Annotated in this window: 18 protein-coding genes; 15 read left to right on the forward strand and 3 right to left on the reverse strand. The window is 37.9% G+C overall.

The window, feature by feature from the left end:
- Positions 1-54: 54 nt before the first annotated feature.
- Both ACZ11_RS03315 and ACZ11_RS03320 read right to left on the reverse strand, forming a co-directional pair.
- Entirely contained in the window at positions 55-708 is a 654-nt protein-coding gene (locus ACZ11_RS03315) for a potassium channel family protein (RefSeq protein ID WP_049663763.1), read from the reverse strand.
- A gap of 25 nt (positions 709-733) precedes the next feature.
- The gene (locus ACZ11_RS03320; protein WP_049663764.1) at positions 734-2,071 is read right to left on the reverse strand and encodes a TrkH family potassium uptake protein; all 1,338 of its coding nucleotides are present in this window, start codon (positions 2,069-2,071) and stop codon (positions 734-736) included.
- Positions 2,072-2,482: 411 nt separating this feature from the next.
- Here ACZ11_RS03320 and rpsU point away from each other — a divergent pair, with 411 nt between their 5' ends.
- The 14 genes from rpsU (at position 2,483) to ACZ11_RS03390 (ending at position 16,984) form a co-directional block, all read left to right on the forward strand.
- Positions 2,483-2,656 (forward strand): 30S ribosomal protein S21, encoded by a 174-nt coding sequence (gene rpsU / locus ACZ11_RS03325; RefSeq protein ID WP_004227078.1) that lies wholly within the window; start codon positions 2,483-2,485, stop codon positions 2,654-2,656.
- A 299-nt stretch (positions 2,657-2,955) separates the two neighbouring features.
- Positions 2,956-4,284, forward strand: a complete 1,329-nt coding sequence (locus ACZ11_RS03330; RefSeq protein ID WP_049663767.1) for an NfeD family protein — start codon at positions 2,956-2,958, stop codon at positions 4,282-4,284.
- A 3-nt stretch (positions 4,285-4,287) separates the two neighbouring features.
- Positions 4,288-5,292 (forward strand): flotillin-like protein FloA, encoded by a 1,005-nt coding sequence (gene floA, locus ACZ11_RS03335; RefSeq protein WP_049663768.1) that lies wholly within the window; start codon positions 4,288-4,290, stop codon positions 5,290-5,292.
- Positions 5,293-5,318: 26 nt separating this feature from the next.
- Entirely contained in the window at positions 5,319-5,795 is a 477-nt protein-coding gene (locus ACZ11_RS03340) for a hypothetical protein (RefSeq protein ID WP_049663769.1), read from the forward strand.
- A gap of 54 nt (positions 5,796-5,849) precedes the next feature.
- Positions 5,850-6,110 (forward strand): hypothetical protein, encoded by a 261-nt coding sequence (locus ACZ11_RS03345; protein ID WP_049663771.1) that lies wholly within the window; start codon positions 5,850-5,852, stop codon positions 6,108-6,110.
- Entirely contained in the window at positions 6,100-7,218 is a 1,119-nt protein-coding gene (locus ACZ11_RS03350) for a sporulation protein YqfD (protein WP_049663775.1), read from the forward strand. The genes ACZ11_RS03345 and ACZ11_RS03350 overlap by 11 nt, the downstream gene beginning before the upstream one ends.
- 2 nt (positions 7,219-7,220) lie before the next feature.
- Positions 7,221-8,177 carry a PhoH family protein gene (locus ACZ11_RS03355; RefSeq protein WP_049663777.1) on the forward strand — a complete coding sequence of 319 codons (957 nt, stop codon included), beginning with the start codon at positions 7,221-7,223 and terminating at the stop codon, positions 8,175-8,177.
- Between the two features lie 458 nt (positions 8,178-8,635).
- Positions 8,636-10,756 carry an HD family phosphohydrolase gene (locus ACZ11_RS03360; protein ID WP_049663779.1) on the forward strand — a complete coding sequence of 707 codons (2,121 nt, stop codon included), beginning with the start codon at positions 8,636-8,638 and terminating at the stop codon, positions 10,754-10,756.
- 8 nt (positions 10,757-10,764) lie between these two features.
- Complete coding sequence (ybeY, locus tag ACZ11_RS03365; protein ID WP_049663781.1) at positions 10,765-11,238, forward strand: rRNA maturation RNase YbeY; 474 nt, start codon at positions 10,765-10,767, stop codon at positions 11,236-11,238.
- Positions 11,239-11,589, forward strand: a complete 351-nt coding sequence (locus ACZ11_RS03370) for a diacylglycerol kinase family protein (protein WP_049663782.1) — start codon at positions 11,239-11,241, stop codon at positions 11,587-11,589. It begins immediately after the preceding gene.
- A 467-nt stretch (positions 11,590-12,056) separates the two neighbouring features.
- Entirely contained in the window at positions 12,057-12,470 is a 414-nt protein-coding gene (locus ACZ11_RS03375; RefSeq protein ID WP_082172652.1) for a cytidine deaminase, read from the forward strand.
- Positions 12,457-13,374 carry a GTPase Era gene (era, locus tag ACZ11_RS03380; protein ID WP_049663785.1) on the forward strand — a complete coding sequence of 306 codons (918 nt, stop codon included), beginning with the start codon at positions 12,457-12,459 and terminating at the stop codon, positions 13,372-13,374. The genes ACZ11_RS03375 and era overlap by 14 nt, the downstream gene beginning before the upstream one ends.
- Before the next feature lie 321 nt (positions 13,375-13,695).
- A complete protein-coding gene (recO, locus tag ACZ11_RS03385; RefSeq protein ID WP_049663787.1) occupies positions 13,696-14,490 on the forward strand; it encodes a DNA repair protein RecO in 795 nt (264 codons plus the stop codon).
- A gap of 778 nt (positions 14,491-15,268) precedes the next feature.
- Entirely contained in the window at positions 15,269-16,984 is a 1,716-nt protein-coding gene (locus tag ACZ11_RS03390) for an HD-GYP domain-containing protein (protein WP_049667019.1), read from the forward strand.
- Positions 16,985-17,034: 50 nt separating this feature from the next.
- Here the strand turns inward: ACZ11_RS03390 and ACZ11_RS03395 are convergent, their stop codons facing one another.
- Positions 17,035-18,420: a glycine--tRNA ligase gene (locus tag ACZ11_RS03395; protein WP_049663788.1), complete on the reverse strand. Its 1,386-nt coding sequence runs from the start codon at positions 18,418-18,420 to the stop codon at positions 17,035-17,037.
- 626 nt (positions 18,421-19,046) lie between these two features.
- Between ACZ11_RS03395 and ACZ11_RS03400 the strand changes: the two genes are divergently transcribed.
- Entirely contained in the window at positions 19,047-19,679 is a 633-nt protein-coding gene (locus ACZ11_RS03400) for a helix-turn-helix transcriptional regulator (RefSeq protein WP_049663789.1), read from the forward strand.
- The last annotated feature ends 1 nt before the right edge of the window (position 19,680 follow it).

Below are 19,680 nucleotides of genomic sequence, written 5' to 3' on the forward strand. Positions count from 1 at the left end.
TTTCAAAGGAAGATCATCTTTTGACGCAGCCTAATTTATTTTGGCTTTTTTCTATTAGATATTTGAAAATACAGTGAGATCCTTTCTATGCCCAATCATAACTAATATATCTTTTTCCTTAATAATCTCATCGGGAGAGGGCAAAATGGTAATATTACCATCTCGAACTATGGCAATTACACTGACATTATATTTAGCCCGAATGTCTAAATCTCGTAAATTATGGCCAGCCATTTTAGAAGGAATCATAATTTCCTCAATACTGTATTCTTTTGATAATTCAATGTAATTTAGCATATTCGGCGAAAGTAGCTGATTAGCTACACGTTCCCCCATATCCCGCTCAGGGTAAACAACCCATTCAGCACCCACCTTGTCTAAAACTTGTCCATGTCTTTTTCCAAGAGCCTTTGCAATTATTTTTTTGATTCCAAGCTCCTTTAATATGGAGACCGTTAAAATACTTGATTGCATATCTATACCTATAGCGACAATGACACAATCGAAATTTCGTATCCCTATAGAGTTTAGTGCTTTTTCTTCTGTAGAATCAGCAACTACTGCATGTGTAACATAAGGTTCGGCATCTTCGACTCTTTCCTCATTAATATCGATTCCTAAAACTTCATGCCCAGCTTCATACAATCTACGGGCTACGCTTACACCAAACCTACCAAGACCTATGACAGCATATTGTTTGATAGTCATTTGTATCTATGCTCCTTTATCATGGTTAACCAATCATAATATTACCTTTTGGATGACGGAAAGCCTCTGCCTTTCGACGATTTGTGATGGCAAAAGCAATTGTTAAGGGGCCTAATCTTCCTGCAAACATTGTTAATATGATAAGAAGGCGGCCACCAGTTGATAGCTCGGGAGTTAGTCCCATTGAAAGTCCGGCTGTACCGAATGCAGAGGTAGCCTCAAATAAATACATCATAAAACTATGACGTTGTTCAATAATGCTTAAGACGATGGTAACAAGTACGACAATCATCATTCCGCACATTGTGACTGTTAAAGCTTTTAAAATCGTTCCGTGAACAATTCTACGTCTAAAAAGCACAACATCTTCTTGCCCTTTTAATTGAGACCACATCGTAGCAACTAAAACAGCGAAAGTTGTAATTTTAATACCTCCAGCAGTTGATCCAGAACCTCCGCCTATAAACATTAGCCAAATTATTAAAAATAATGTTGAATGTGTTAAATCACTTATAGGAAGGGTATTAGAGCCAGCAGTTCTTGGTGTAACTGCTTGGTATAATGAACCAAGAATTTTGCCCCATCCAGATAGTTGCCCAAGGGTTTTACTATTTCCGTATTCAAATAAGAAAATTAAAAGCGTCGAGCCGACCGTTAAAATAAGCGTTGTAGTTAATACAATTTTTGAGTTCACTGAAAGTCGTTTCGTTCTGCGGTAATCATATAGTTCATTGATAACAATAAACCCTAAGCCTCCAATCGTAATAAGTGCACAAATAGTTAATACGACAAAAGGATCGTCTACGTACTCTGTTAAGCTCCTATAGCCACCCATTAAATCAAATCCTGCATTATTAAAATTCGATATGGCATGGAAAAATCCGAAATAAAAGGCTTTACCTACAGGCATATCGAACGAAAAACGAATAGATAAAATTAAGCCACCTATAAATTCAATCAGTGCAGTAAATAACAGTATTCTTTTAACCAATTTCACTAGACCAGCAATTGTAATGTTATTAAATGCTTCCTTTAACAAAAGCCTTTCTTTTAAAGAAATCTTTTTTCCTAATAGCAAAAATAAAAACGTCGCGAACGTCATAAAGCCCAATCCGCCAATTTGGATAAGAAAAAGAATAACTAATTCCCCGAAAATCGAAAATGTATCACCGGTATCTACAACAACCAATCCTGTTACACACGTAGCAGAGGTAGCAGTAAATAAAGCATCTAAAAATGAAAGACCTTTACCATCGACTGTTGCAATGGGGAGCATTAACAAAAATGTTCCGATTAAAATGATGACAGCAAAGCCTAGCACAAGTATTTTTGGAGGATTTAATTTATTTTTAAATGTTTTCATTTTTTACTCCTCTTTGGACCTTTAATTTAACTTCTTTCAGCAGGCGTTCAAATATCCGCTGAAATAGAGGAACTCAATCTAAGGACGCCAAGGCCTGTGGCAACGACTGAGTGACCAGCATATGATGTTGCCGCTGACGCTACGCTTTCGCGCAAAACACATTTGTAGGCCTAAGCACAAAGCAGATTCCAGACGCAATTTATTCCAAGGTATAATTGATCACTTTGTATGTTTATGGTGTCCAAAAACAAGCTGAAAATTCTTAAGTTAAAAAAACCAAAAATTCATCGGATTAATTCGTGTACTTTCTATTGACCATTTTTAGACAATACGTTATAATTCTTTAGTACACAACAGTTGGTTATTTGCCTACTTGTGTATTGACGTGTGTTCGGAGGGAGGGAAAGAGAGATGTCAAAAACTGTCGTTCGCAAAAACGAATCGCTTGAAGATGCTCTTCGCCGCTTCAAACGTACTGTATCAAAAAGTGGTACAATTCAAGAAGTTAGAAAGCGCGAGTTCTACGAAAAACCTAGCGTTAAACGTAAAAAGAAATCAGAAGCTGCACGTAAACGTAAGTGGTAATTTAATTTCCCATTAAAAATCCCTACGTTCATAACACGCAATTGTATGATTCACTGAGCAGACAAAGATATACCTGGAATTAATCGCATGTCGATTAATTTCAGGTATTTTACTTTAAACTCAAATTTACGTACATATTGGAGAAGCCGAATGTGATCCCTGAGATTCATTCGGCTTTTATGTTATATACCCCGCAAATTAAAATTCACTGTATAATAAAATTATTAGGATTTATGAAACTTTTTGCATAGTCAGTCGTATATACAGGAGAGAAGCATGATTAGAAGGGAGGGAAGAAGATGCGGAGACGAAGAATCCTCAGCTATTTATTAGTTATTTGGGTGGCATTTTTGTTAGCGTTTCCATTAACATCTGCTTTTGCAAGTAGTAAGGTCTACCACATACCTATTCATAATGAAGTAGAACGAGGACTTCACGCATTTTTAGAACGAGCTTTTAAAGAGGCGGAAGAAAACGATGCAGAGGCGATTATTTTAGACATTCATACGCCTGGCGGATTCGTGAGTGCAGCAAGTGATATTGCTATGCTTATGGATGCAACGGATATACCTAAGATTGCTTATATTAACAAAGATGCGCATTCTGCAGGTGCCTTTTTAGCCTTACATGCGGATAAAATCTATATGGTGCCAAATGGAACAATCGGGGCGGCTGCAGTTATTGACTCAGCAGGAAATGCGGCGGACTTAAAGGCTCATAGTGCATGGGTTGCTCAAATGGAGGCAGCTGCAGAATCGAAAAAACGCAATCCGTTATTTGCACGAGCAATGGCTGATGCATCTGTTGATTTACCAGAATTTCGAGCGGGAGAAGGGAATTTATTAACTTTATCTGCTTCGGAGGCAAAAAAGGTTGGTTATTCTAATGGGACGGTTTCGAATTTCCAAGATCTTTTAAAAATAACGCAATTAAATGGTAGTGATATCGTTCCAATTGAACCTACTTTTGCTGAAAAACTTGCTCGTTTTATTACGAATCCGATTATAGTTCCAATTTTATTGTCGATTGCAAGTTTGGGACTTGTAGTTGAGCTATATTCGCCAGGTTTTGGTGTTTCAGGTATAATGGGGCTGTCAGCACTTGGGTTATTTTTCTTCGGTCATATGGTAGCGGGCTTGGCAGGTTATGAAACATTACTTTTATTTATTGTAGGTTTGGCGCTTGTTATTGCGGAATTTTTTGTCCCCGGAGGTATTGTTGGTATTTTAGGTGGTGTACTAGTCTTACTAAGTCTAATACTGGCAGGTGCGAATATGATGCAAATGATTATAGCGATTTTCATTGCGCTTGTTGTAGCGATAATAGGAATGGTGATCCTGATGAAATTTTTCGGTAAAAAATTGCATGTTTTAAACAAGTTGGTCTTGATGGATGCGACAACGACGGAAGAGGGCTATGTATCTAACGTGAATCGTACAGAGCTACTCGGAAAAGTGGGTACAACGATTACACCACTTCGTCCAGCAGGTACAATGCAATTTGGTAATGAACGCATTGACGTAGTATCAGATGGTGGCTATGTTGATGCTGAGAAACATGTAGAAGTTATTAAAGTAGAGGGCTCACGTATTGTTGTGAGACAAACAGAAAAAGAGATGGAGGAATAACAAATGGGATTTGATTTAGCTTTAATAGGTCCAATCGCAGGGCTAGTCATATTATTCATTGTTGTCGCGGTATTCTTTACCTTTGTACCAGTGGCGCTATGGATTTCTGCACTTGCTGCAGGTGTCCGTGTTAGTATTTTCACATTAATCGGTATGCGTTTACGTCGTGTAATCCCTTCACGAATTGTGAACCCATTAATTAAAGCACATAAAGCAGGGTTACCTGTTACAATCAATCAACTTGAAAGTCACTATTTAGCAGGTGGTAATGTTGACCGAGTTGTCAATGCGTTAATCGCAGCCCATCGTGCAAATATCGAGTTAACTTTTGAACGTTGTGCGGCAATTGATTTAGCGGGTCGTGATGTATTAGAAGCTGTACAAATGTCTGTTAACCCGAAAGTCATTGAAACACCATTTATTGCAGGTGTTGCTATGAACGGTATTGAAGTAAAAGCGAAGGCACGTATTACAGTGCGCGCAAACATTGAACGTTTAGTCGGTGGTGCTGGTGAAGAAACGGTTATTGCCCGTGTAGGTGAAGGGATCGTTTCTACAATTGGTAGCGCGTCTAGTCATACGACAGTTCTTGAAAATCCTGATATGATTTCTCAAACTGTATTAGCAAAAGGCTTAGATTCTGGGACAGCATTTGAAATCTTATCGATCGATATTGCAGACGTTGATATCGGCAAAAACATCGGTGCTGAATTACAAATTGAGCAGGCGCAGGCTGATAAAAACATTGCCCAAGCGAAAGCTGAAGAACGACGTGCAATGGCTGTAGCGAACGAACAAGAAATGATTGCACGTGTACAAGAGATGAAGGCAAAAGTAGTAGAAGCAGAAGCTGAAGTACCACAGGCGATGGCAGAAGCTCTACGTTCGGGTAATCTTGGTATTATGGATTACATGAACTATCGTAACATTCAAGCGGATACAGCTATGAGAGACTCCATTTCTAAAGTAAGCTCAGATAAATCAGAAGCAAATGAATCTAACGAATAAAAAACTGAAAGGAGCGGTACTAATAAATGGAACAATTAATTATACTTGTGATAATTGCCATAGTCAGCTCTATTTTCGGTAAATCAAAAAAGAAAGAACAAAAACCAATGCCACCTTTTAATAAGAATTCACATGTTGAGCCTCCTGTTGAGATGACTCAAGAGCGACGTCCTACTTCTAAACCACAAAGTTTTGAGGATTTTGCACGTGAATTTTTAGGTGAATGGAAAAATGAACAGCCTCAAGTTGAAGAGCCGAAAAAAATTGTCGAAGAAACAGTGAAAAAGGACGTTCCAAGCTATGCTGCTCCACCGTTAATCCCAACTGAGAAAGTGAGTCGTACTACGAAAAGAGAAAGTATCGGTCGTTTGGCAGCGGGGAAAAAAGTTGTGGAAGTAGCTAAATCACAATCAGCTTTTCAATTACCAAAATCAAAAAAATCATTAATGCAAGCTGTTGTAATGGCAGAAGTTTTAGGTCCTCCAAAAGCAAAAAGAAAATAACTAGCATGTCCTCCTTTTTCGATGCATATATTGCCGAAGAAGGAGGCATTTTTTATGAGAAAACTATTTCAATTAACGCCACTACTTGAATTATTACAATATGATACTTTAAAAATCATTGGCCCATATCGTTTTCTACATGCTGATGCTTCATCATGCTCTTTTATTTATGCAGACTATCATATTACTGTGCGTGGAAAATCGGTGGAAATTAATGCTCTTAAAGAAGAAATGCTTCATCTTTCTGTAGAGGATTTGCAGGAGCTTCATCTGAAAATGACAAAGGATATGGGTGTGAGCGATAATGTGGAATAATCGGCCAATTATCATACGTATAAAGCGCCATGAAAATGTTCATCCTTTTATTCAAGCATTGCATGCACAACATGTGCCATTAAAGCGGATTGTCTTTCGTGAGCAAGAGGTTACTTTTGAAACAACTATGCATTATCTACCAAAGATACGCCGTGTACGTAGTCGTTTCCGACTTAAAATGGCTGTCTATTATGCAGATGAGCTTCAAGTTTTTCGAGCGCAGCTTTGGACTTTGCTCGGTCTAGCGTTGATGATATTAATACCATTGCTATGTGCACAGATTATTTGGCGTATTGATATTGAAGCGGCAACGCCAGAATTGGAGGAACGTCTAGGAAAGACCTTTCAAGATACATTTCAACTAGAAACACCCATTTCTAAAACAGACTTACCCTCAGATGCTGTCATTCGACAGAAGCTATTAGAAGGGCATCGAGATCTATCATGGGTGCATATTGAAAAGCATGGTGGACGTGTAACTTTACGACCTCAGGAGTCCCCGAAACAAACAAAACAAACGAATGAGAAACTAGCGACGCATTTAGTGGCAACAAAAAGTGGTGTTATTACTCACTTTAATATTCAAAATGGAGAACGAAAAATTTCAGTTAACGAAACTGCTTACGAAGGTGATGTTCTCGTAAGTGGTGTAATTGAAAGTGGTGAAGATCAGGTTTTCGTTGGTGCAAAGGGAGAGGTCTACGCTGATTATTGGCTAGAGTGTTCATTTAAAATTCCAAAAAAGCTAACGATGGAAACGCTACAACAGAAGCAGTGGCGTGTATTAGTGAAAGGCATTCATCAAGAAAAAGAAAAAGTTGACTATGTGCAGAAGAAAGATTTACCAAGCTGGCTCGATCCATATGTTTCAATTGTTGAGGAGCAGTACACTAAAAAAATGCAAGTAGAGCTTGATGAATCCAAAATAGATTCATTGCTCATACCATTACTTCATGAAAAGGTAATACGTTCATTACCTGCGAAAACGGTTATAAAAAAAGAAAACCTTTTACAGGTAAAGTGGGGGAATGGTACAGTTGAAGGGAAAGTTCTATTTTTAGTCAATGAAAACATTGCCAGTCCAATACAAGGCCTACAAGGAGAATGATTATGTCAGAACATTTAACTGTATTACAAGTGGATAATCCAAACGAAGCGGTTATGCTTCTGGGAATTTCCGATGCAAATATGAAGTTAATCGAAGAGGCTCTACAAGTCCACATTATTACACGTGGTGAACAAATTCAGCTTGCTGGTGAAGAGGATGCGAAAGAACAAGCGACATTCCTTTTACATGCTCTTCTAAAGGTCATTCGTAAAGGAATTAATATTGATCAGCGTGATGTTACAACTGCGATTGAAATGACACAAAAAGGAACGATTGAATATTTTGCGGAACTTTATGATGAAGAAATAGCACGCACGACGAAAGGAAAGCCTATTCGTGCAAAAACAATCGGTCAACGAGAATACATACAAGCAATCCGTCATAAAGACGTTGTTTTTGGTATCGGTCCAGCGGGTACTGGGAAAACGTATTTAGCGGTAGTCATGGCAACGCAGGCGCTAAAAAATGGGTACGTTAAGCGAATTATTTTAACACGCCCTGCAGTTGAGGCAGGAGAGTCTCTAGGCTTTCTTCCGGGGGACTTAAAGGAAAAGGTAGATCCTTATTTACGACCTCTTTATGACGCTTTAAACGATATTTACGGGACAGAACAAACTCAAAGGCTTATTGAACGAGGCACAATTGAAATTGCACCTTTAGCGTATATGCGAGGCCGTACATTAGACGACGCCTTTGTTATTTTAGATGAAGCTCAAAATACGACACATCAACAAATGAAGATGTTTTTAACGCGACTAGGCTTTGGCTCGAAAATGGTCATTACAGGCGACAAAACACAAATGGACCTTCCGAAAAACACGGAATCTGGGTTAATCGTAGCAGAACGTACACTAAAGTATGTAAAATCAATACATTTCCAAATTTTAGAACAAGGCGATGTAGTACGCCACCCAATCGTAGCAAAAATCATCAAAGCCTACGAAGAACAGCAACTTTAGAATTGCGCTATGCGCAATTCTAAAGTCTGCACCGAAAGCGAAGTGAAACGTAGCGACAGGTGCAACGGGGTTTAAAAGTCTGTACCGAAAGCGAAGTGAAACGTAGCGACAGGTGCAACGGGGTTTAAAAGTCTGTACCGAAAGCGAAGTGAAACGTAGCGACAGGTGCAACGGGGTTTAAAAGTCTGTACCGAAAGCGAAGTGAAACGTAGCGACAGGTGCAACGGGGTTTAAAAGTCTGTACCGAAAGTGAAGTGAAACGGAACGGCAGGTGCAACAGGGTTTAAAAAGTCTGCACCGAAGATTTTTGACTGATCTAAAATTTAACAAACATGAAAATGGAAAAAATTGTGACAGCTATACAAAATGTATAGCTGTTTTTTTACTTTCTTATACATTTTTCGGGAAAAAAGTTTTTCGAATTGGTATGATAGTAGATAGATAAGAGGAGGTGCCAGATGGAGAAACAATTAAAAAAATTTACAGAACTTATAGGCTTCCGCTACTTTTTAATTGTCGTTCTCATCTTAACGGGAGCCCTACAATTTGCTTTAATGTATGGCAATGTTAAAGGTGTTACATATGATTTTAAACCATTACAACTAGCGCCTGAAACAGTACGATCTACTAAAACGATAGAAGATACTTATAAAACACAACAGGAACGAGATAAAGCAGCAAATGCGATTGAACCAGTCTATCAATTTTCTGCGGATGTTGCTAAACAACGAGCTGCGATAGTAACGTCTTTGTTTGACTATGTTCTAGAGGTAAAGACGGATGTAGAGAGTAGCAAAGAACCAATTCCGGTTGCCGACCAAGTGACGAAGCTCCGCAAAAAGTTCGAATCCATAGATTCAGAGCAAATGCCAATTATCTTTACTGATTCACAGCTAGAGGGTTTGTTAGTACAAAGTGAAGCAGATTTAAAAAGAACAAGTGCACAACTATCAAAATCTGTGCAGGAATATTTGCAAAAATCCATTCGTTCAGAAAATGTGTTTGCGGGTCAAAATGATTTTGAGACAAAAATTCGTGGACAACGAGGCTATCCAGATAAAATATTTAATACGGTAGTTTTAATTGGACGTATGAGTATTATCGAAAATGAGACGATAAACGAAGAACAAACGAAAATTCGAAAAGAACAAGCGAAGGAATCGGTTGAACCCACTCGAATTCTTCAAGGCCAAATCATCGTACAGGAAGGACAAATCATTGATAATGAGGCGTTTCGTCAATTAGAGCTTCTGGGTATGGTGAGTAATAAGGCATCGATGAAGCCGATTGCAGGGCTGATTATTTTAATACTTTTGGAAATGACGTTCATGTTTGTTTTATTTGAACGTTGGGATACACATGTAGACAAGAAACATAATGCCTTGTTGGTTACAGTAATTGTTTATAGTTTATCCATCCTGCTAATGAAAATTGTAAGCCTAGTCTCAGGTGGCTTCGATGTTACTGTTGCCTTCCTTTTCCCAACAGCATTGGCAACAATGCTTGTGCGGTTATTAGTGGATGAACGTGCTGCGGCACTTATTACGGTTATGACAGCGGCATCTGCGGGTGTTATTTTTCAAGAGGGCTATTCATCTGTTATGCAGATGGAAATTACACTGTATATAATTTTTGGAGGCTTTGCGAGCTTATTCTTTTTGGATAGTATGGAAAAGCGTTCGCATATTTTACATGCTGTAGGTGTTATAGGGCTAGTAAATATATCGTTTATCGCATTTTATTTACTGATGACACAATCTACTTATGGTTTGTCAGAGTTAATGTATTACTTTATAGCGGCAATGATATCGGCTCTATTATCGGGTGCTCTTGCAATGGGTCTTTTACCATTCTTTGAATCAGCCTTTAGTGTATTGTCGTCGTTGCGATTAATTGAATTATCGAACCCAAACCATCCATTGTTGAAAAAATTACTAATGGAGGCTCCGGGAACATATCATCATAGTGTAATGGTGGCGAACTTAGCAGAGGCAGCATGCGAGGAAATTGGAGCGGATGGATTACTAGCTCGTGTAGGATGCTATTATCATGATATTGGCAAAACGAAGCGTCCTGCCTTTTTCATCGAGAATCAAATGTCTGGTATTAACCCACATGATTCATTGCCCCCAGAAAAAAGCGCGGAAATTATAATCGCGCATACAACTGACGGGGCTGAAATGCTAAAACGTTATAAGATGCCACAGGAAATTATCGATATTGCCTTGCAGCATCACGGATCTAGTCTATTAAAATTCTTCTACTTTAAAGCGAAGGAAGAAGGACAATGTTTAGATGATACAAAGTACAGATATCCAGGTCCAAAGCCACAAACGAAGGAAGCGGCAATTATTAGCGTTGCAGATAGCGTTGAGGCAGCAGTTCGATCGATGAAGGAACCGAATGCAGAGAAAATTCAAAAGTTGGTACGAGCAATTATTGATGATCGAGTACAAGACAATCAGTTTGATGAATGCGATATTTCAATAAAAGAGTTAAAATGTATAGAGAAAGTACTTTGTGAAACGATGAATGGAATTTTCCACTCACGAATTGAATATCCAAAGGCAGATAAGTAGGAGGATCTATGATTTTAACAATTGATTTTACAGATGAAACAAATGAAGTGACTGCTGAGCATATGGAGCTTGTTGAAAAGCTTTTACAGCATGCTGCGAAACAAGAGAATATTGAGCCAGAAACAGAAGTTTCAGTGACGTTTGTTACAAATGAAGCGATTCAAGAAATAAACCGAGAATATCGTGATAAGGATCAACCGACAGATGTTATCTCGTTTGCCCTAGAAGAATTAGGTGAAGGAGAAATGGAAGTAACGTTTGAAGGAATGCCTCGAGTATTAGGGGATATTATTATTTCAACGGATCGTACAAAAGAACAAGCTGAGGAATATGGGCATACATTTGAACGAGAATTAGGCTTTTTAGCGGTTCACGGTTTCTTACATCTACTCGGCTATGATCATATGGTGCCAGAAGATGAAAAGGTGATGTTCGGTAAGCAGGATGAGATTTTACAATCTTTCGGCTTAGGACGAGAGTAAATGAATGTTCGCAAATTTGTACGCTCTTTTGGGTATGCCTTTAAAGGTATTCTTACAGCCTGTACTGAGCAAAATTTTATATCCCACTTGCTAAGTGCGGGAATAGTTTTGATTGCTGGCTATTTTACGGAATTATCACGTATAGAATGGTATATTGTGTTGCTATTGATAGCACTAATGTTTGCACTTGAAATGATTAATACTGCAATCGAACGAGTAGTAGATTTAGCTTCACCTAATATTCATCCACTAGCTAAGCAGGCAAAAGATCTTGCAGCAGGCGCAGTACTTGTATTTGCGATATTCAGTGCTATAATCGGATTACTCATATTTATACCGAAATGGTTTTAAAAATTATTACTCGGTCATGAAGTGGTAACAATTGTGCTGGAGAATTATGATTATTGGGCTCGTCACCAAAAGTTAAGCGGGGACATTTGTTAATCCATGCAATAAGTTGATTGAAGTGGAGGCTGGGCGACTCCTTGGGGATCAGCAAATAGAGGAACGAAGGCTAAAACCATCACATCCTGTGATAACGCCTTCGTGACCAACATCGGTGCTGTTGCTGTCGCTTCGTTGCACTACGCTTTCGCACAGAATGAACCCCTTCTGCTGACGCTGCGTTAGCACTACGCTTTCGCGCAAAAAACATCTGTTGGCCTGAGACCCTGGAGCGCAAGCGAAGCGGCTCATCGGACGCCCCCAGGAAGCTCTGCTCTGCGCGAAAGCGAAGCGTCAGCAACAAAGCGCCCAGCCGGAACGGAAATCAACCCACGTTATGGTGATGAGCTATTTTTATGTAGAGGTGGACATTAATGACAATTGATATGCATGAATTACTAGAGGAATCAAAAAAAGCGCGTGAAAAGGCTTATGTACCTTATTCAAAATTTAAAGTTGGCGCGGCGATTTTAACGAAAGATGGAGAGGTTATTCATGGCTGCAATATTGAAAATGCTGGCTATAGTATGACCAACTGTGCTGAACGTACAGCATTTTTCAAAGCCGTATCAGAAGGTATTTATGATTTTGAGGCGATTGCTATTGTAGCTGATACGGATGGACCATGTGCGCCATGCGGAGCTTGTAGACAAGTGATGATGGAATTTTGCAAACCATCTATGCCTGTATATTTAACAAACTTAAAAGGTGATGTCACGGTAACGTCTGTAGGCGAATTACTACCGTTTGCATTTACAACGGAGGATTTAGAGAATGCTGGAAAATAACAATGGCTATAAGTCAGGTTTTATCTCCATAATCGGTCGACCAAATGTAGGAAAATCAACATTTTTAAACCGTGTTATTGGTCAAAAAATTGCGATTATGAGTGATAAACCACAAACAACACGAAATAAAGTACAAGGTGTACTAACAACAAATGATAGCCAAATGATTTTTATAGATACACCAGGAATCCACAAGCCGAAACATAAGCTAGGGGATTTTATGCTAAAAGTTTCTAAAAATACATTGCGTGAAGTGGATGTTATTATGTTCATGGTAAATGCAGAGCAGAAACTTGGGAAGGGTGACGAATTCATCCTTGAGATGCTGGCGGGTAATCCAACGCCTGTCTTCCTAGTGATTAATAAAATCGATCAAATTCATCCTGATGAATTAATGGGGATTATTGAAAGCTACAAAGAGCGTTATGACTTTGCAGAAATAGTACCGATTTCTGCATTACAAGGGAATAATGTAGAAAATTTATTAGAAACATTATCGAAATATTTACCAGAGGGTCCACAATATTACCCAGCAGATCAAGTAACAGATCATCCTGAGCGTTTTATTATTTCAGAGTTGATTCGTGAAAAAGTGTTACATTTAACGCGTGAAGAAATACCCCACTCCATTGCTGTTGTTATTGATAAAATTCGCCGTGATGAAGAGAATGAAGATAAAATTCGTGTAGCAGCAACGATTATCGTGGAAAGGGATTCTCAAAAAGGGATTGTCATTGGTAAACGTGGAGCGCTATTAAAAGAAGTAGGGATACGTGCAAGAAAAGATATTGAAATGCTTCTTGGTTCAAAAGTGTATTTAGAGCTTTGGGTAAAGGTTCAAAAGGATTGGCGAAATAAATCAACACATTTACGTGACTTCGGTTTCCGTGATGATGAATATTAATAGGATATACTGTAAAGCTTGAAACAACTTTACAACATTCCTATTTGTCGCTGTAGTTTTAAATGGAGCTGTCCAATAATTTATTGGAGAGCTCTATTTTCACTTCTTTCAGCACGTGTTTTTTGTAGCGAAAGCAAAGCGTCAGCTTCAGGTGTTAGGACACCCGCTGGAATAGAGGAACTCAGTCTAAGAACGCCACATCCTGTGGCATTACCGAAATGACCGACATCGTCGTGTCGGCCCTCGTGCAATCCTAAGCACAAAGCCGATTCTGGAAGCATTGTTTATCTGTAGCGAAGCTTGTTGAAAGGAGGAGAATCGATGCTTCATAAATGGGAAGGAATTGTCCTAAAGGTGCGTGCCTATGGAGAATCAAATAAAATTGTAACATTACTAACAAAAGAAGCAGGAAAAGTTGCCACGATGGCTCGAGGAGCGAAGAAGCCTTCCAGTAGATTAGCTTCTGTGACACAGCCATTTACATATGGCATGTTTATGGTACAGCATCATACCGGTATGGGGACTTTGCAACAAGGTGAGCATGTCAATTCAATGCGACATATTCGCGAGGATATCATAGCAACGGCCTATGCAAGTTACATAATGGAACTTGTCGAGCGTGTAGTAGAGGAGGGGAAACCTGAGCCACTTGCATTTGATGTGCTCCTTCAAGCGTTACAAGCAATTGAGGAAGGTTACGACCCGGAGGCCATTACATTGTTCGTTGAATGGAAAATGCTACCCTATACTGGCGTACAGCCTATATTACATGCTTGTGCAGCATGTGGTGCAGTAGACGGTGAATTTGCATTTTCTTTTGTGCAGGGAGGTTTTTTGTGTCATCGTTGTTATCAGCATGATCCTTATATCATTCGATTAACACCGACTCAGCTTAAGCTTATCCGGATGTTCTATACTGTACCGATTGACCAGATTGGGAAATTAGAATTAAAAAAGGAAACAAAATATTTTATTAAAAAAATAATTACTACAATTTATGAAGAACAAACAGGAATTCGTTTTAAGACTAAAAAATTTATAGAGCAGCTTGAAAGAACGCCTGAATTACAGTTAAGAACGAGTCCTAATCAAGAAAAAACGCCAGAAGACCATTAATATTGATCTTCTGGCATTTTATTTTTCTACACTACTAATTGATTATGGATCGAAGTGGTGTAGAGATTATTTCCGTTCCAACTGAAGGGCTTTCAGTGAGGATCATCGATAAAATAAATACATATTAACAAAGGTCACTATCGAACTTTGGAGATGAGTCGAAAGGTAGAAAAAAATACAGAAAAAGGATTAATCTCCTATGTTTCTAACTGTATATTGAGCAGTTATATTGTCGAAATGTTAATATTTCCACATTGGTTTTAATTTTTCGCCAATACCATTAGGAAAAATTGATTAATACTTAATAATTTACAGAAATATTATATATGATAGGAATTTAACTTTAACTTATAAATATACACTTTTAAGTTCTGGAGTATAGGTCTTTATATCTTTTTAATTCAAAATTAATAACTATTGACCAAGGATGATGTTAGATATAAATCACTAATTGCGGAAGAGTTTTTAACATAAACATAGTAATAACTATTCATTCCAGTACCATAAACTAGTTGAAAAGGCATTTTAATCTATGATATTGTAAATATTATAGATGATTGTATTTTAACTATTCTCGTCTTACTTATACGTTTCGTACCCAATGAATCTAGGCCGATTTATATAAATTTGACATGCATATAAAATGTGAATGGAGTGCTGTAAAAACAAAGCCAATTCCAGACACAATTATGCTGAGGCATAATAGATGAATAACGCAGTCTTATGAAAGAGGGAGGGAGTCACATAATGCTTAAATATTTCGTATGTGGCAGAAAATATGCTAAGAAAAGTGAAGTTAAGTATTGAAGAAGTTGAAGCAAATGATATTTTAGCTGAAGATATTTTTTCTGAGTATCGCTTACTAGCTAAAAAAGATCTAATTTTAACGGAACGAATTATTGCCTTACTTAAACTTAGAAAAGTAGACGAATTATCTGTATATTTACCAATTGATTCAGTCCGAATAGTTCATGATTTAAGTGTTCAACGTACAAAGGATTACGGGGATGTATTTGCACCACTTATGGATAAAAAGGATGAGGTAGATGAGTATAAAGATACGGTAAATAACCTTTTTATGACTACATTAGAGAATGTCGTGCATGAATTACGCTATGGTCAAATTTTAAAAAGTATCCAAGATACTGCTTATGTACGAGGTGTTTTTGAAAAAATTTTAGAAAAAAAACAGCGTTATGAATTACTCATGCGATTAAAAGAATGGGATGAGTATTCTTTTGTTCATTCATTTGATGTTTTCGTTTTAGGTACAATTTTTGCACGTTATTTAGGTTTAACGGATATTGAAACGCTAGCAACGGGCTATTTGTTCCACGATATTGGGAAGGTATTTATACCACAAGAAATATTAAATTTAAAACGGAAATTATCAGAAGATGAGTTTGACATTGTTAAAACACATACGACTAAAGGTTATGAGTTGCTCATGGGAAATGGGGAAAAGGATATTGCCTATTTAGCACGTGATCATCATGAACGCTTTGCCGGTAAAGGTTATCCGAATCAGCTTTGTGAGGACGATATGTGTGAGGGAGTTCAATTACTGCAAATTATTGATGTTTATTCAGCTATGACATCAAAGCGTGTATATCATTCGGGATATGCTGCAACAGATGCATTAGCTGTTTTATATCGTGATCGACATTTATATAACGAGAAATTTATGCACAAATTTGTAGAGTGCCTAGGGATTTATCCTGTCAACTCGGTCGTTCAATTATCTGATAATCGAAGTGCACAAGTAGAACTAGTCTATGATTTATTTCCAACGTTACCTAAAGTTAAGTTGTTGGATGAACAAAAGTCTATGATCTTACCTTTGAATTATAGTGTGAAAATTTCGAAAATGATTGATTATCGTGCTAACAGCTTTGAAGAAATTTTTAACTTATTTATAGAACAATTAATTCGCTGTGACGAAAATAGCTTAAGAGTCTACTTTGATAAATTAATAGATCATTTACATCCAAAAGAAATTATTTTAAAAATATTTTTACCTGCCTTTCAAATTCTACGTTTATTAACAAGAGAAATTCAAACGGATATTACAAAATATAGGAATTCTATTAATATATTAAAGAAACTATTAGAAGAGCAATTAAATGTATTGTATATGGATTATCAGCATGAGAAAACAACTATATTAGTTGTGGAAACTTCACTTCGTGAAAATTTCTTCATAAAACTTGTGCAAAGTATTTTGTATATTGATAAAATTGTACCGTTTTTTATTAATCCAGATGATGACCAGCGCATTACGCAATTAATGGAACATTGTAACGTAAATGTAGCTTACTTTATCGATGATGAACTCACAGTAGATAAGAGAGTTCGCCCAATGCGAGAAGGAACATTCCTTTTTTATTCGCTTGTAGATATTGAGGAATTACTTATTAGCTTAGTAGGCATGAATATGAAAAGGTTTTCATTTGAGGAGAAGATGCAAGAGCGCTTGTATTCATTAAAGACATAACAAGAGGGAGTCGCTTAAAATGCAACTCCCTCTTTATATATTGATGAATTTTAGAATTGAAGATGTTTTTCGATGTATGCTTTAACCTCTGTAATTGGCATACGAACTTGAGACATTGAATCACGATGACGCACTGTAACTTGACCATCTTCTTTTGTGTCAAAGTCGTATGTGATACAGAATGGAGTACCAATTTCATCTTGACGACGGTAACGTTTACCAATTGATTGTGACTCGTCAAAGTCAACTGGGAATGACTTGCGAAGCTCTGCCCAAACATTAGTAGCTTCATCCGAAAGCTTTTTAGAAAGTGGTAGGACTGCAGCTTTAAATGGCGCTAGAGCAGGGTGGAAGCGTAAAACTGTACGCTTATCATCGCCTTCAAGTTCTTCCTCGTCATAAGCATCGCAAAGGAATGCTAATGTAACACGGTCTGCACCTAAAGAAGGCTCGATACAGTATGGAACATAACGTTCGTTTGATACTGGGTCAATGTAAGTGAAATCTTCACCAGAATGCTCCATATGCTGTTTTAAATCGAAATCTGTGCGATCTGCTACGCCCCATAGCTCACCCCAACCGAATGGGAATTTAAATTCGATATCAGTTGTAGCGTTTGAGTAGTGAGACAATTCGTCGTCTTCATGGTCACGAAGACGCATAGACTCTTCTTTCATGCCTAAATTTAACAACCAATTTTCACAAAATTCTTTCCAGTACGCGTGCCATTCAAGGTCCTCGCCTGGTTTACAGAAAAACTCAAGCTCCATTTGTTCAAATTCACGTGTACGGAAAGTGAAGTTACCTGGAGTAATTTCGTTACGGAATGATTTACCGATTTGTGCAATACCGAATGGTGTACGTTTACGCATAGAACGTTGTACGTTTTTAAAGTTCACGAAAATACCTTGAGCTGTTTCAGGGCGTAAATAAATTTCATTAGTAGAAGATTCTGTTACACCTTGGAATGTTTTAAACATTAAATTAAATTGACGAATATCTGTAAAATCAGCTTTACCACAATCAGGGCACACTACGTCATACTTAATCATCGTTTCTTTCATTTGATCAAATGTCATACCATCGACAATGATTTCATCGCCTTTTGCTAGTGCAGCGTCCTCGATGATTTTGTCAGCACGATGGCGCGCTTTACATGCCTTACAATCGATCATTGGGTCATTAAAGTTGCCAACGTGACCAGAAGCCACCCAAGCTTTTGGGTTCATTAAAATTGCAGCATCTATTCCAACATTGTGCTCTGATTCTTGGACAAATTTTTTCCACCATGCTTTTTTAACATTGTTTTTTAATTCAACACCTAGTGGACCGTAATCCCAAGTGTTTGCTAAGCCTCCGTAGATTTCAGAACCTGGGAAGACAAAGCCGCGATGCTTCGCTAATGATACGATTGTTTCCATTGATTTGTTAGCCATAAAAATAGCCTCCTTCATAGTTTTCACAGAGTGAACAATAAATTTGTTTAAGTGAATTTGCCTAAAATCATCGCATCCATGCGATAAAGGCTAACTGACCTGCATCAAGTTGTTGCTGCTGCCGCTACGCTTTCGCGCAAAACACATCTGCCGCTGCCGCTACGCTTTCGCGCAAAACACATCTGCAGATCAAAGTAAAAGCCGATTCCGGACGCAATTATGCCGAGGCATAATTGATAATTCACTAAAGATATTTTTTAATTTAGTAAGGACTAAATTAAAAATAGCACCCGTCTCCGGGCACAATAAATGCCCAGGGACGAGTGCTAAAACCCGCGGTTCCACCCTGATTGTTTTAAACGCGTTGTTTAAAACCTCTTTTCAAAAAGTTAGCTCAAGGAGTGCCTTTTCTCTGTTACTATGTAGACTTTCACCATCTTCTACTCGCTTAAAAGTTGAACAGATACTTTTTTCCCATCATCGCCTGTATAACGCAAATCGCTCGAAAATACATTTAGAGCAAGCGTATGTGTCAATATTGTAGCATGTAGTTCTTTTCTTCGCAATAATTATTAAAATAGTATATAATAATTGAGCATAAGTATAACACTATTAGATTTGAGGCGGTGAGTCCAATCGAACTCAACAAACGTCAGGAAGACATTTTACAAATTGTGAAAGAAAACGGCCCAATCACAGGCGAACATATTGCAGAACGTCTCAATCTGACAAGAGCAACTTTAAGACCAGATTTAGCAATACTCACAATGGCGGGCTTTTTAGATGCTAGACCTCGTGTTGGCTATTTCTATTCAGGTAAAAAAACATCCGTTACATTGACGGATAGTATTCAAAATTTAAAGGTGAAAGAATTTCATACAGGACCAGTTGTTGTACCGGAAACAATGACTGTCTATGATGCGATTTGCTTCATGTTTTCTGAGGATGTTGGCACACTCTTTGTCGTAGATAAGAATGAATTTTTGACAGGGGTACTTTCTCGTAAAGATTTACTACGTACAAGTATTGGTACACAGGATTTAAACAAAATTCCTGTACATATAATTATGACACGTATGCCAAATATTTCGTACTGTGAGAGATCAGATTCATTAGTTGTTGCAGCGAATAAACTAATTGATCGAGCAGTTGATTCTCTACCAGTAGTAGAGCCACAAGAAGGTGGATTGAAAATCGTTGGTCGTCTTACAAAAACGACGATTACACGAGCGTTCTTATCACTTGCACAGAATGTCTAAA

It is taken from the genome of Lysinibacillus xylanilyticus, assembly GCF_001183605.1.
Lineage (GTDB): Bacteria > Bacillota > Bacilli > Bacillales_A > Planococcaceae > Lysinibacillus > Lysinibacillus xylanilyticus.